This window comes from Desulfotomaculum sp. (assembly GCF_982386235.1).
The window spans coordinates 71,641-85,541 of record NZ_CEVWQM010000001.1; the positions used below are offsets into that span (position 1 = coordinate 71,641).

Annotated in this window: 13 protein-coding genes; 7 read left to right on the forward strand and 6 right to left on the reverse strand. The window is 39.0% G+C overall.

Features of this window, described 5'->3' with window-relative positions; all coding sequences use genetic code 11:
- On the forward strand, positions 1–759 hold the full coding sequence (gene hisF, locus AC1U9Z_RS00390; RefSeq protein WP_333529642.1) for an imidazole glycerol phosphate synthase subunit HisF: 759 nt from the start codon (positions 1–3) through the stop codon (positions 757–759).
- A gap of 86 nt (positions 760–845) precedes the next feature.
- Positions 846–1,526, forward strand: a complete 681-nt coding sequence (hisIE, locus tag AC1U9Z_RS00395; RefSeq protein ID WP_479955113.1) for a bifunctional phosphoribosyl-AMP cyclohydrolase/phosphoribosyl-ATP diphosphatase HisIE — start codon at positions 846–848, stop codon at positions 1,524–1,526.
- Between the two features lie 107 nt (positions 1,527–1,633).
- Here the strand turns inward: hisIE and AC1U9Z_RS00400 are convergent, their stop codons facing one another.
- Entirely contained in the window at positions 1,634–2,071 is a 438-nt protein-coding gene (locus AC1U9Z_RS00400) for a hypothetical protein (protein WP_479955115.1), read from the reverse strand.
- Positions 2,072–2,522: 451 nt separating this feature from the next.
- Entirely contained in the window at positions 2,523–3,488 is a 966-nt protein-coding gene (locus tag AC1U9Z_RS00405) for an MBL fold metallo-hydrolase (RefSeq protein ID WP_479955117.1), read from the reverse strand.
- A 723-nt stretch (positions 3,489–4,211) separates the two neighbouring features.
- On the opposite strand from AC1U9Z_RS00405, the gene AC1U9Z_RS00410 reads away from it, so the two are divergent.
- The 3 genes from AC1U9Z_RS00410 to AC1U9Z_RS00420 all read left to right on the forward strand — a co-directional run bounded on the left by AC1U9Z_RS00410 (position 4,212) and on the right by AC1U9Z_RS00420 (position 6,748).
- On the forward strand, positions 4,212–4,583 hold the full coding sequence (locus tag AC1U9Z_RS00410) for a hypothetical protein (RefSeq protein ID WP_479955119.1): 372 nt from the start codon (positions 4,212–4,214) through the stop codon (positions 4,581–4,583).
- Between the two features lie 280 nt (positions 4,584–4,863).
- Positions 4,864–5,655, forward strand: coding sequence for a lipid II flippase Amj family protein (locus tag AC1U9Z_RS00415; RefSeq protein ID WP_479955121.1), 792 nt, complete (start codon positions 4,864–4,866; stop codon positions 5,653–5,655).
- A gap of 322 nt (positions 5,656–5,977) precedes the next feature.
- Positions 5,978–6,748, forward strand: coding sequence for a transposase (locus AC1U9Z_RS00420; protein WP_479955123.1), 771 nt, complete (start codon positions 5,978–5,980; stop codon positions 6,746–6,748).
- Positions 6,749–6,883: 135 nt separating this feature from the next.
- Here AC1U9Z_RS00420 and AC1U9Z_RS00425 read toward each other — a convergent pair whose 3' ends face one another.
- Positions 6,884–7,396, reverse strand: coding sequence for a hypothetical protein (locus tag AC1U9Z_RS00425; RefSeq protein ID WP_479955125.1), 513 nt, complete (start codon positions 7,394–7,396; stop codon positions 6,884–6,886).
- Positions 7,397–7,703: 307 nt separating this feature from the next.
- Between AC1U9Z_RS00425 and AC1U9Z_RS00430 the strand changes: the two genes are divergently transcribed.
- Positions 7,704–8,282 carry an RNA polymerase sigma factor gene (locus AC1U9Z_RS00430; RefSeq protein ID WP_479955127.1) on the forward strand — a complete coding sequence of 193 codons (579 nt, stop codon included), beginning with the start codon at positions 7,704–7,706 and terminating at the stop codon, positions 8,280–8,282.
- Entirely contained in the window at positions 8,272–9,003 is a 732-nt protein-coding gene (locus AC1U9Z_RS00435; RefSeq protein WP_479955129.1) for a DUF4367 domain-containing protein, read from the forward strand. The genes AC1U9Z_RS00430 and AC1U9Z_RS00435 overlap by 11 nt, the downstream gene beginning before the upstream one ends.
- On the opposite strand, the gene AC1U9Z_RS00440 is transcribed toward AC1U9Z_RS00435, so the two are convergent.
- The 3 genes from AC1U9Z_RS00440 to metE all read right to left on the reverse strand — a co-directional run bounded on the left by AC1U9Z_RS00440 (position 8,990) and on the right by metE (position 13,786).
- Entirely contained in the window at positions 8,990–9,424 is a 435-nt protein-coding gene (locus AC1U9Z_RS00440; RefSeq protein ID WP_333531717.1) for a DUF6147 family protein, read from the reverse strand. The genes AC1U9Z_RS00435 and AC1U9Z_RS00440 overlap by 14 nt on opposite strands.
- A gap of 209 nt (positions 9,425–9,633) precedes the next feature.
- Entirely contained in the window at positions 9,634–11,424 is a 1,791-nt protein-coding gene (locus AC1U9Z_RS00445) for a bifunctional homocysteine S-methyltransferase/methylenetetrahydrofolate reductase (protein WP_479955131.1), read from the reverse strand.
- Positions 11,425–11,509: 85 nt separating this feature from the next.
- A complete protein-coding gene (gene metE, locus AC1U9Z_RS00450) occupies positions 11,510–13,786 on the reverse strand; it encodes a 5-methyltetrahydropteroyltriglutamate--homocysteine S-methyltransferase (protein WP_479955133.1) in 2,277 nt (758 codons plus the stop codon).
- Positions 13,787–13,901: the final 115 nt, after the last annotated feature.

Genomic DNA, 13,901 nt, shown 5'->3' on the forward strand with positions numbered 1-13,901 from the left:
ATGCTTATGAAAAGAATTATTCCCTGTCTGGATGTTGACAATGGCAGGGTCGTGAAGGGTACCAATTTTGTTAACCTGAGGGATGCCGGCGACCCAGTGGAACTGGCGGCCCTATATGATCGGGCAGGAGCCGATGAACTGGTATTCCTGGATATAACCGCTTCCTCCGAGGGTCGCGCCACCATGGTGGAGATGGTTCGCCGTACCGCCGAGGAAGTTTTTATCCCCTTTACCGTGGGTGGCGGTATTCGGACCGTGGAGGATATGAGGCTGATGCTAAAGGCCGGTGCAGATAAGATTGGTATTAATACCGCAGCCATAAAAAACCCTCAATTGATTGCTGAGGGGGCCAATAAATTCGGCAGCCAATGCATCGTTGTGGCCATCGATGCCCGCCAGGTGGCACCGGAAAAATGGCAAGTGTTTACTCACGGCGGTCGTACCTCCACGGGTTTGGATGCAGTGGAATGGGCAGTTCGGGCGGAGGAATTGGGTGCCGGGGAAATTCTGCTCACCAGTATGGACCGAGACGGCACCAAGGAGGGCTTTGATTTGGCCCTCACCCGCACCATCGCCCAACATGTGAAAATTCCTGTCATTGCCTCCGGCGGAGTAGGCAATCTGGAACACATAGCCCAGGGCCTCACCGAGGGCCTGGCCGATGCAGCCCTGGCAGCCTCGATTTTCCATTTTGGCGAGTATACTATCGAGCAGGCTAAAAGGTATTTGCAAGAGCGAGGCATTCCGGTGAGAATTTAGCCGTCAGCTTTTTAGCCATGGCCGTGGCCATTTTCAAATAGTCTAACAGCTAAAAGCTGAAGCTATATTACAAAGTAGGTGATAACATGCAGTTCAACCTAGAAAATCTCAAATATAACGAAGCTGGACTAATCCCTGCCATTGTGCAGGACGTTGCTACGAAGGAAGTCCTCATGCTGGCCTGGATGAATCGGGAGGCGGTGCAAAGAACTCTGGCCAGCGGAGTGACTTGGTTTTACAGCCGCAGCCGCCAGAAGATGTGGCAAAAGGGTGAAACCTCTGGCCATGTTCAACGGGTGAAGGGCCTATATTATGACTGTGATGCTGATAGCCTGCTGGTATTGGCTGAGCAAGTGGGGGAAGCTGCCTGCCACGAAGGCTATCGCTCCTGTTTTCATAACCAGGTCAACCAGGATGGTACTGTAACGGTGCAGGGAGAAAAGAAATTCGACCCTTCTATGGTTTACGGCAATCCAGAGGATCAAATGGGGCCGCAAATCATTGAGCAGTTGTTTCAGGTGATCCTCAGCCGTAAGGAAGAACGTCCGGAGGGGTCCTATACCACTTACCTTTTTGATAAAGGTGTGGATAAAATCTGCAAAAAGATCGGTGAAGAGTCCGCCGAGGTAATCATCGGAGCCAAAAACAGTCAAGAAGAACTTACCTACGAAGCCGCCGACCTGATCTACCACCTGTTGGTGCTGCTGGCCAATCAAGGGGTCCGTACCGAGGAAATATACAGGGAGTTGGCGAAAAGGAGAAAGTGATTTTAGCTGTTAGCAGTTAGCGATTGGCTATTCGTAATAATGGCCTGGGCTTGGATTGTACGGGCGACCCCTAGTCGCCCTTTCTTCGTTGAGTCACAATTTTCATGCTATAATGGTGCCGAAGCTTGGTTTTTTGTTAGTGAATTAACAATGCCATACCCTAAAAGTATGGAGGCGATAACATGGGAATCACTGTTAACCAAAATGTTATAGTATTTATTACCAAGTAAAAAACTGAGCTTAGAATTAAAATAAATAATATATTGAAAATGAAGCAGTATGCCAAATAGAGTGTACGTTGTTAGTTTTTTAATATCTATACCGATCGTGTAGTGCTTTTTATCTTCTAACAAGCTGGGAATATGAAGTGATATGTATCCAAGCATGACAACGAGTGAGCATAATATCAGAATTATTTGCCCTTCAATGGGAGTAAAAATCATATTCGAAACCTTTGTCATTATCATTTTCTGCAGTATTAAATAAACCTCGAAAGAAGCGGTGAAAAATAGTATTGAGACTAATCTATTTCCTATAATAGCCATGAAATACCCCCTATTACACATTATTTTAACAAAATTTAGGTTGTGCCTCTCGGCACTACTAGGGTCTTGGTGACACGGGGACGAGGTTGTTGACACTTTTTTCAAAATGTGTCAACAACCCCGTCCCCGTGTCACATAAATAAAATATGAATTAAGAATTGAAGTAACGAAACAAATTAAAACAGCTTGATAGATAGGAATCTTAACAAAGAAAAAATTAAATATTAAAAAAATAGCAGTAATTTTTAAAAAGTTTTTTATGAATAAGTAAATAACTTGCTTCAAGAATATCTCCCTCTCTTATGCTATATATTAGACACAAAAAGATAGTAAACGGTTTCATGTATCGCTATATATTGAGGGTGACGGGGAACGGGGTTGTTGACATGTACTGAAAAAATATGTCAACAACCCCGTTCCCTTGTCACGCTGTCACCCCGCCCTTGACACCCTATAGCAATTGGTAATAAACAGTCTCATTATCCTTTATTCTTTGGGCTATGCCCTTAAAGACTAAATGCTCGAGATGTGACATAGCCTCACCGGAGGCAAACCATTTTTGTGTTCCCGGAAAATCTTCCCAGCTATTATAAATCAGATCCCAATGCATTTTTGCTGCTGTCTGACTGGCTGTTTTTTTCCCTTCTCGGAGTATTTCTAATATTTCCTCTAATCGATACTCATGATGGATAATGAGTTCTTTTATCCGTTTATGATAATCTTTGACCATGCTGCGATGTGCAGGGAAGACCAAATCAATATCTAACTCAGCTACCCTCTTGAGACTATCGATATATTTTCCTAAACTATCCAACTCATGACCCCAAAAGGTAATATTTGGCGTAACCTCATTAAGAATATGATCACCGGAAAACAGCAACTTATGTTTCCGTTCATATAAAGCAATGTGGCCAGGTGTATGTCCTGGAATATTGATCACTTCCAGTATATAAGCACCGACTTCAAATATATCTCCTTCATCGATTGGACAATAATCAAGTAGTTGGGTACTGCCCTTGCCAAAATCCTTGTTATTAGCTGTCAGGCCTTTCTGGTCTAGATCAAGCAGATTGTTCATTTTTTCAATTACAGTATGTGTTGAAGTCCGAAAAGAATTGAGTATATCCCCATCCAATTTGCTAATAAAAACCTGGCAGCCTGATTTTCTTAAATCATCAGCTAGTCCTGAATGATCAACATGCATATGGGTTAGGACTAAATCCGTCTTGGCTAGATCAATATTTAGTGCCTCAACACCCCTCATAAAAGCATCCTTGCATGCATCAAGGTTAAAGCCGGTATCAATAATTAGATTTCTTTTGTCAGATACAAATATGTAACTATTGAGTGCTTTAAGAGGATTTTTAGGTAGGGGAATTTCATTGAGATAAATATTGGGGAATACTTCAGACATCATTATTTTCACCCCTTTGTATTGGACAATAATTTCAATATTATATATATTACTATTCTAATTTCTTTTTAGACAATAATAATTCCTTTATTCATAATATAAGTGATCCAAAGGCCGCAGGTGACAGGGGGAATATAAACTATATCCAGCCGCTCCAGTTCCACCTAGAGCAGTTATGGCTACTACAAAAGCACCAGCCCTGGTAGGTGCAGTAACCGCTGCTACTTCGTAGTTACACTGCGAGTCAACGGATGATTTAAAACCAAGCATTTTTGATTATGCAAAATGCTCACTGATAAAAATCGTTTTAATATAGATGTTCCCCTAAGTGCCCAAAAAATTTTATAACATTTCTATGTATTCCTAATTAATCCCTATAAATAAAATAATGTCGAAATAAAAAGATAATTTTTTAAAACCAAAAACCACCTTTTTCTGTCTATAAATAAAGGAGGTGGTTTTAGTTTACCTTATTCCAATATAAGTTTCACTAAATAGCCTCTCAGAATTAAAAGGGGCTGGAATATTTGACAAGTGGGTTTATACATTTTCCAGTCTCGTTGCTTGTACTAAAGGATGTTTGGTATTTATTGAACAACCAAATACGTTCTGGGCTTGTGAAACAGCTTGTAATATGGCTTGGCAAAATGGAGTATGTTCTGAGCTATAGTTTAAATGTTTATGGTAAATGTGGTTAAGCACATCTACCATAAAGGGGGTACCAAATTGTCTGAAAAGCATGAGGTAAGTTTTAGTGGGGCACCATTAGCTCTTGGTATAACCATGATTATTCAAAATTTCTTTACACCAGAAAATCTTATTGAAAATACTCTTATTGGATTGGTACTTATTTTTTGCGGTTTTTTTTATATTAATAAATGGACGATAGATAAATTACAATATATAAAATATTTATTTAGATTTGTTTTATTTTTCATTTTCCCCATACAATTATTATCCTTTATATTTAACTATAATAGTTTAGACACAAAAGATTCTATCACTATTATTTTCTTAAATTTTTTAGTAAATACTCTTATATTTATTTTTCTATTTTATAAGAAACGCCAGTTAAAGTTGGTGGATAAGAAATGTTAAACCAGGAGATGGTTCCTCTGGTTTACCCCTGGTTATAATTAGCCCAATTACCTATGGTACTTTCAGCATAACTAATAAAGTTGCTAGTTCATCAGTACCTGCTACTGCGAGATTTAACCGGCAGATACTGCCAATCGCACCTGGTACAATCAATAATTATAGCTAAACGTACAAAATGGAAGCACTTGGAACACATATCAAATGCAAATAAAATATAACTCCTTAAAAATAAGGGGTTATATTTTATTTACTAATTGTACCTTTTATGGAGGGAAAAATTATGGAAAAAACCGTATATCAATTGATAGTTCTAACATCGATAATTCATTTAGTTGATACCCTAGCTTACTCGGTTAGACTTAATGCTGTTAAAACCGGGCAATTTGCTTTATCTATTTCCCTCTTTAATATCTTTGTTCTGATTTCTAGAACGGCTAATACATTTCAAGCACCATTGATAGGTAGTTTAATCGGCAAAAGTATTACAAGTAATATTGATCCTACCCTACAGTTAAGACTAGTTATCTTCTCAGCTACATTAGGCACCCTAATAGGGATAATATTTATCCCTACATTCCTAAAGATTTTTAATAAAGTTATTAAAAGATTAGGTTCATCTGGTTCGATTCCAGCTATTATTATTGGTGCCTTTCAAATATCTAATATAAAACGACTAGTTAAAACTACTGTAAGACCATCAAAAAGAATGTTACATAACTTAAAGTTCGCTCATATTCCTAAGACATTATTATTTCTGAATGTAGTGATAACAGGTATTTACACGATCGGAGTTTTATCTGCAAATTACTCTGCTACATTCGTGGCAGAAGAACAACGATTGGCAGCAGCAGCTTCTGCTGGTATGATAAATGGGATTGCAACCATTTTATTAACGCTATTTATTGATCCAAAGGCCGCTATCATTACAGACCAGGCATTAAAGGGTGAAAGACCCTATGAGGATGTTAAAACATTGGTTTTACTACTGATTGTCACAAAATTATTAGGTACTATTTTAGGACAATTTCTGCTTATACCTTCTGCAGAGCTTATTGCTAAAATTTATAGGTGATCAGTGCGTATTAACAACATGATAGTAAATATTCGAATATTCTATTATCCGGGCATATACATTTAAAGGGATTGAGGACATGATTTAATACCGCATTAGTGAGCATTATAAAATATCATAATAAAAACATAACTAATAAACAGTTAAAAGATTTAATTGAAGATACAGCAATTGATCTGGGCGATGCTGGGAAAGATAATACTTATGGTTATGGTCTAATAAATTATAAAGATGCATTAGAAAAGAGTGTAGACACAAGGGGACGTTTTTGTTGTGTCATTTAGTTTCTCGTGGTAAGATGAACAAAAAAGGGGTTAAAATAATGCCACGGCAAGCTAGAGAAACCAGCACAACTGGAATATATCATTTACTTGTTCGGGGAATAAACAAGGAAACCATATACCATGATGATCAAGATCGTCAAAGATACTTGGATACCCTGGCAAGAATAGCCCAGGATAGCAATGCGTTGATTCTTGGCTATTGTCTGATGGATAACCATGCCCATATTCTCTTAAAAGAAGGATTAAAGAAAATATCTAATCTGATGCATCGCCTGGGTGCAAGTTATGCCTATTATTATAACTGGAAATATAACCGGGTTGGGCATGTTTTCCAAAACCGCTTCAAAAGTGAAAATGTTGAAGATGATATTTACTTAAAAGTAGTCATTAGATATATACATCAAAATCCTGTTAAGGCAGGAATGGTAAAAAGAGCCCAAGAATATTGTTGGAGCAGTTGTAAGGATTATTATGATGGTAAGGGGTTATTGGGAATAACCAATACGGGTTTGATACTGGGTATATTTTCCGAAAAAGAGGAACAAGCCATCAAAGCATTACAGCAATTTACTGAAGTTGAAAACGAGGATAAATGTTTAGAGGACATGAAACGAACTGCGTTGAGTGATTCCCAGGCTCGTGAAGTGATAGAAAAAATGTTACAAAATAAACCGGCTAAAATATTGCAAGAAATGAGTAGGGCAGAGCGGGATATGGTGCTGCATAAACTAAAAGAGATTGAAGGATTAAGCATCCGGCAAATATCCCGCCTGACTGGTGTAAGTTTTAATATTGTTAAAAGGGCTTAGCGACACAGTGAAAACGTCCCCTTGTGTCCCTGGTGGCTCAAATTCATCATAATATTCAAATTTGATATAACTAAAATAAAAGAACCCTGCTTGCAATCGTTCAAACAGGGCCTAAAATATTCTTTAATAATGCTATCAAAAAGGAGCTAAAGGTATTTCCTTACCTTCCTTATCTAGCATACGATAGCATCTTAATAGATTTACATTTTTTTTATAAATAAAATATTCTTCTTTTGAAATATCCTCTTTATAGCTATTGCCTTCTTTATTGGTTAGTTCAATGTAATCAATGTTACTCTGATTGTTTTTACCTGCGATAATCAAATATTTAGTGGCAAAATCCTTAACAACAAAGAGATATACAAATTTTTTTTGACAGTATATTTCACCAACTGCATATTTGTTATTTAGACCTTTATAAAAGTTTGCAGTGCCAATAATTTCTCTTTCATCTGCTGAAGGAAATGAGTATACTACAATTTTTCTAAATTTCAAATCCAATTGTTTTCTCATTTGTATATCTTGTATTGTGTAGTTTTTACCCTCTGTTTTTAATAATTCTTGAGTAATTGTCTCTTTAATCTTATCTTCATCTTCAATCTGGAAAAAAGAATTGTGTAGAAATATTACTAAAACCACTGCAGCCATGCTTGTTGCTATACATATTTTTTTATATTTCAGATATTAGATCACTCCTGTATATTTTATTAAATAATTCCTCTGTGTAATAGAAGGTATAGTCCTCCCTAATTATTAAATATTTTTATATATTAAATTCAAGCTAGTTAAAACACAAAACCACCTCCTTTAATTATTAGATAAAAAGAAGGTGGTTTTGGTTTTAAAAATCTATCGCCTTATTACGACATTATCTGTGCTTGTATGGATAAAAGGAATCTAATCGCAATGTATAGAAATATTATATAAAATTCATCAAACCTCTTAGGGGGCTACTATGTCTATTTTTAAAAAGCTCTTTTCTAAAAAGAAACAGGTTAATCAGGATTTTAGTAAACTTATTTTCGAACTTCATTATAAGTCGGCCTTAAAATCTGCCTATTTTTATTGTGGGGATGCTGACATAGCTGAAGAAGCTGCACAAGAAGCGATATTTATAGCAACGCAAAATATAGACCAACTAAGAGATCCGGATAAGATTGAAGCGTGGATAAAGAAAATTACGATAAATAACGTTAACAGAATTCTTAATAAGTACAAGAATATAGTTAGTATTGATCTCGTAGGTCCTATTCTTGACTCTATCGAAAACTCACCGGAGCATGTGGTCAGTTCACAAGACACCTTATCTAAGTTAAATCAAGCAATCGATTCCCTAGACCCTGCTATGAAGCAAGTCATTCACCTGTATTACTATGAGGAAATGAAGGTAAAGGATATCTCAACATTGATCCAAAAACCCGAAGGTACTGTTAAAACGCTTTTACATAGGGCGAGAGCCCATATCAAAAACCGTTTAATCAAAGAAGGTTATGTTATTAGTAAACAGAAGGGCGGGTTGAAAGTTGAGGGATGATAAATACACAACCATTGATAAACTGATTAAAGAATCCCTTAAGGATCGGGCGCGAAAAGACACGGATGTGGATATGGACTTAGCCTGGGAGAGATATAATAACAAATATAACCCTAAGCCAAAGTCACCATCTAAGTGGTCTGTTGTGGCCTGTTCATTAATTATTTTTTTGGTAGTGGGACTTTGGTTTATGCCCAAGGAAGGAACTGCCTTAAATTTAAAGATTTTTGAGACGATCCGCTCCTTTATTGCCGGCAAGGTTGAAACTGTCCATATTTCATTTGGAACTCAGAAAAAAGAAAAAGACCCGGTGTACTCCTTTAAACCAGAAGTTGCACAGGTCTTAAATGATATACCTTATCAAGCTCTATTACCTATTGATTTAGCCGGTCAGTATACTATTGAAAGAGCTGTAACGCAAAAGGTAGGGGATTCTACAAAGCTTGTGTTATTCCTTAATACTGCCAAATCCCAACCAGTAAATATCGCTCAGATTAATATTATTGGTGACTTTAATCAAGCCACTTCATACGATACCGAGGATGCGGTTTTAAAAAAGGTTAATATTAAGGGACAGGACGCGAATCTATTGGTTTTTAAAGATGGTAAAAAACAGTTGTGCTGGGTTGATAGAGATATCTTTGTTACAATAACTGGGCCGTTGGACGAGGAAGATTTATTTGTTCTGGCTAGCTCATTAAGACGGGTTAATTTACAGTAAAAGAACTAGTGTAAGAAGTATTCATTTCGGATAAAGTACCGTTATCTGCCCGGTGTAAGCATCTTACCCTATAAGTTGTCCCCGGAGTGCCTTTGTAACTGCCACTTGTAGTGGAGTAAGCGTTATTAGTTACGCTGCTTGTCCAACTCGTAACTGCGGTCCAGCCACTGGAAGTTTTCTTATCCAGATATACTGTGGTGGTGATTTTACTAACATTGGTGTAAGTTTGGGTTGTACCAGAGGCACCGATACTAGTTCCATTCAGTGTGTACAGGCTGGAACAGTCAAATAGGTATTGGTAAGCCATCGGCGTTACTTCACCTATATTGCTCTTTTCCTCTTGTGCCATAACGGGTTGCCCAATAATTAGGAACATCAGCCCTACCAGTAGAATTGCAAGCGATTTGATTCTTTTGAACATTAAAGCTACCCCCTTAAATTATTTTTCATACCTAGATACGGAAGGTAGCCTTTTGGTTTCAAAAATTTATTTTTTACCAGAAAAGAATCTCCTTCTTGAGGAGACCATAAGGGGAGCCTATCCTTTTCCTGGAATTACACGGCGGAATTCACTACTTTGTTCGAGAAACGATAGTGCATGCTTTTCCCCTTCTCGACAAGCGATTGAACTTACATACCGAGTCGATTGATTATTTTTGTAATCATGCTAACACGGTTAAACGGCGTAATAAAATAAAATCCATGGACAGCATTTTTCATCTTTTCAGCAATTTCCAAAGCTATTTCTATTCCTAATTTTTCTGCTTCTTCTTTTTCCATAGCAGGATCGAACTTGTTTATAATGTTTTCTGGTATTCTGATTCCCGCTACCTCGTTATTTAAAAACTGAGCATTTCGATAGCTTACCAACGGCATAATGCCGCCTAGTATTTTAACATGATCATTTGAATTTATCTGTGCTAAAAAATCGATGACCTGATCATCGAATATAGGTTGTGTAAGAAAAAAAGTAGCGCCCCGATCAGCCTTTTTTAACATTCTTTGTATTTCGCCTTCAGGCTTCATACCATTTAGGTTCAATGCCCCGCCTATATGAATCGGCTCTTCAGAAAAAACATCTTTGTTCATAGAGGATACCAGTTCAATTAATTTAAGTGAATTAAGGTTAAACACGCTTTTAATTTCGCTTTTGTCCGATTCGGCAATGGGGTCGCCGGTAACGGCTAACACATTTCGGATATCCTCAATATACCCGGCCAGCAACGCGGATTTCAGTGCATTAATATTTTTGTCACGACAGCAAATATGTGGTATCACATCAATGCCAGTTTCTCTTTTGATTTTTGCGGCAAGCATCATGGAGTCAACCCTTGCCCGCCCCATGGGAGAATCCGCTATGGTAACGATATCAACGCCACTTTCTTTGCAAATCCGGGCATTATTCATAATAGTATGCGGATCAGCGTTAAACGGCGGATCAAGCTCCACCGCGAGGACAAACTGGTCTCTTTTTAATTTCTCGGAAAAAGCATTTCGGTTTTTTCTGTCGGCAAGCACACTTGGCTTAGGTAAAACGGATGGCCAGGAAAAAGAATCTGCCTTCCCTGAATGAGTCCGTTCCGCCATTTTTTTAATATGGGCAGGGGTTGTTCCGCAACATCCCCCTAAAATTTTTGCCCCCAGTCCACGAATTTCTCTCATTCTCTCGGCAAAATAATCCTGATTATTAATATATACCGTTCTACCACGGACGATTTCAGGATATCCTGCATTAGGAGCCACCGCTACAAGATCCTCTGCCAATATCTTGCCCTTCAAGTTATTGAAGATATGGGTTGGCCCCACGCCGCAATTAAAACCATAAGCATCAATATGATCACAGCTTCTTGCCATGGTTATGATGCGATCAATACTTAAAGCTTTTCTGGTAAATCCTTCAGGGGTTGTCGCAAATTGAGTCAAAATAAATATGGAATTGTCTTTTTCCTTGATGTATTGGGTTATTTCCTTAAGGTATCGGATGTCGCTAAACGTTTCAAAAATGAATATTTTGACGTTTTTCTTCAAAAATACATCCACTACAAACCTATATTCATCTATAATAACAGCCGGGTCCATGTCAGTTTTACCGACCATATCCGGTATAGGGCCAATGCTTGCCGCTACAAAGACGTTTTTCTTCAAGACCACCCGATTGGCGATAGCGATGCCGGCGCTAATAATCTTTTCAATGTCTGCTCTTGAGGCATCCATTCCAATGCTATTTGCTGAAAAAGTATTTGTTTTTATCAGTTTTGCTCCGGCTTCAATATACTCATGATGAATTCTTTCAATGGTCTTGGCATCGTCCAGATTGGCTGTTTCGGGAGGAACATCGTGCTTGCCTGTAATTTCAGCATAATAAGTACCCATGGCGCCATCTGTTATTAGAATATTGTCCTTCAAATACGCTCTTATCATATCTTCACCCTCAAAATATCTAGCAGCAAACGAAATTAAGCCGCAGAGGCAAGGCAATAAAGCCCTGCCTCTGAAACAATCATTTTTACTGTATTTCTCGTCGTATATTCTGTGTAGCTTTAACCATGTTGGTTAAACTTGGTTTTACCTCATCCCATTTACGGGTTTTTAAACCGCAGTCGGGATTAACCCATAATTTCTCCGGCGGCAAAACCATCATTAATTGATGGAGCTTTTCCTCCAATTCCTCGACAGACGGAACTCTTGGCGAGTGAATATCATACACTCCGGGACCTATTTCATTTGCATAGCCGTTGCCGGCGAAAACCTGCAGTAGCTTATTGCCGCTTCTGGAAGTTTCGATCGTGATAACATCGGCATCCATTTTTTCAATGGTATGAATAATATCATTGAAATCGCTGTAGCACATATGCGTATGGATTTGTGTTTTTATTGACGCGGAACTGACTGCTAACTTAAAGCTTCTAACAGCCCACTCCTCGTAAGCAGCAATCTTTTGTTTGCGTAACGGATAGCCTTCCTTAAAGGCGGCCTCATCCACCTGGATAATCTTGATGCCGGCATCTTGCAGGTCGGCAATCTCGTCCCTGATGGCCAGCGCTATTTGTTCACACACATCGGCGCGGCTTAGATCATTGCGGACAAAGGACCAGTTAAGAATGGTGACCGGTCCGGTCAGCATCCCCTTGACCACTTTGTTTGTCCTGCTTTGGGCATAGGCTATCGTAGCAACAGTCATCGGGTTCGGCCTGCTGACATCGCCGTATATAACCGGAGGCTTGACACATCTGCTGCCGTAGCTTTGTACCCAGCCGTTTTTTGTAAATGCAAAGCCGGCAAGCTGCTCACCAAAATATTCAACCATGTCGTTTCTTTCCGGCTCACCATGCACCAGTACATCCAGCCCGATATCTTCCTGAAACTGGATGCATGAATCAATATAGCGATGAATACCTTCCTCATACTGTGAAGAAGAAATAACCTTATTTTTAAAATCCCGTCTTAGCTTTCGGATCTCGGCTGTTTGGGGAAAGCTGCCGATCGTCGTAGTCGGAAAAGCACCTAAACCTAACACTTTACTTTGTGCCGCGATCCGGTCAGCAAAAACCTCGTTTCTCTCGATGGGCGCCACATTGCCGATACGTTCACGGACTTTGGTGTCCACTATTTTCGGCGAATGTTGTTTTTCAGCGAAAATCCTTTGATTGCCTTCCAAAATCGCTGCTATATTTTTAGAGTTATCACCTGAAAACAGTGCGGCCAACTCCGACAACTCCTGCAGTTTTTCCACCGAAAAGCTCAACCACGATTTTATATCTTGAGCAAGTTGCTCTTCCTGTTCCAAAGAATAGGGAACATGCAGAAGTGAACAACTGGTAGAAATGACAATGTCTTCTTTCCTGACTTTCATCTCGATGGCTTTGAGCAATTCCAATGTCTCGCGATAGTCGTTTTTCCAAACGTTTCGTCCGTCGACGACGCCCGCAAACAGTTTTTTGTCCTTTAAAGAATCCAATGCAGTCAAGTTTTCCTTGCCATAAATAAAATCAAGGCCAATACCGTATATTGGCACATCAGCCAATGCCGATACCGCTTCTGTAGCATGGTCAAAATAGGTCATTACGATTAGCTTAAGCTTATCGTTTACAACCGCCAGTTCTTTATAGCTTGAGCACAGTAATTCGATCGCCCGCTGGTCAACATCCTTTACGGTGACCGGTTCATCGAACTGGATATAAAGATCATCGTCAAGCTCTGCCAGCTTTTCCAGCAGCGAAACGTAGCAAGGCAAAATCTTGGGCAATAACTCCAAAGTATTCGGACTACCGTCCACCCGTTTTGACAGCGTTAAAAATGTTATAGGACCAATAATATTAATCTTTGTTTTAATCCCACAGCCCTTGGCTTCTAAATATTCATTAATTATTTTATCCTCGTTTAATGCAAACTTCATGTCACCGGAAAGTTCCGGCACAATATAGTGATAATTCGTGTTAAACCATTTGGTCATCTCCATCGCGACAGCATTTTTATTGCCGCGTGCCATAGAAAAATAACGTTCGTATTCGTCTTTAATATCTTTAAATCTTTCCGGAATTGCGTTTAACATGACTGCCGTATCCAGCATGCCATCGTATAAACTAAAATCGTTGCTGCTGATAAAAGAAATGCCTGCCTCTTTTTGCAGTAGCCAGTGTTTTTGGCGCAAATCCCGCGCGACACCGACAACCTCCTCTAAGCTGTTTTTTTGCTCCCAATACCCTTCAAGAATTTTTTTGAGTTCCCTTTGTTCCCCAATTCTCGGAAAACCCACCACATAAGTGCTTGCTCCTGTGTTCAAAATTATTCCTCCTTTTTTGTTGACGCGACAAAAAACTGGCAATTACCATGGTAATCGGACTCCGGAATGGCCATTACGACCTTCCGATACCGTAGCGCGACTGTGTCCGGTTCTC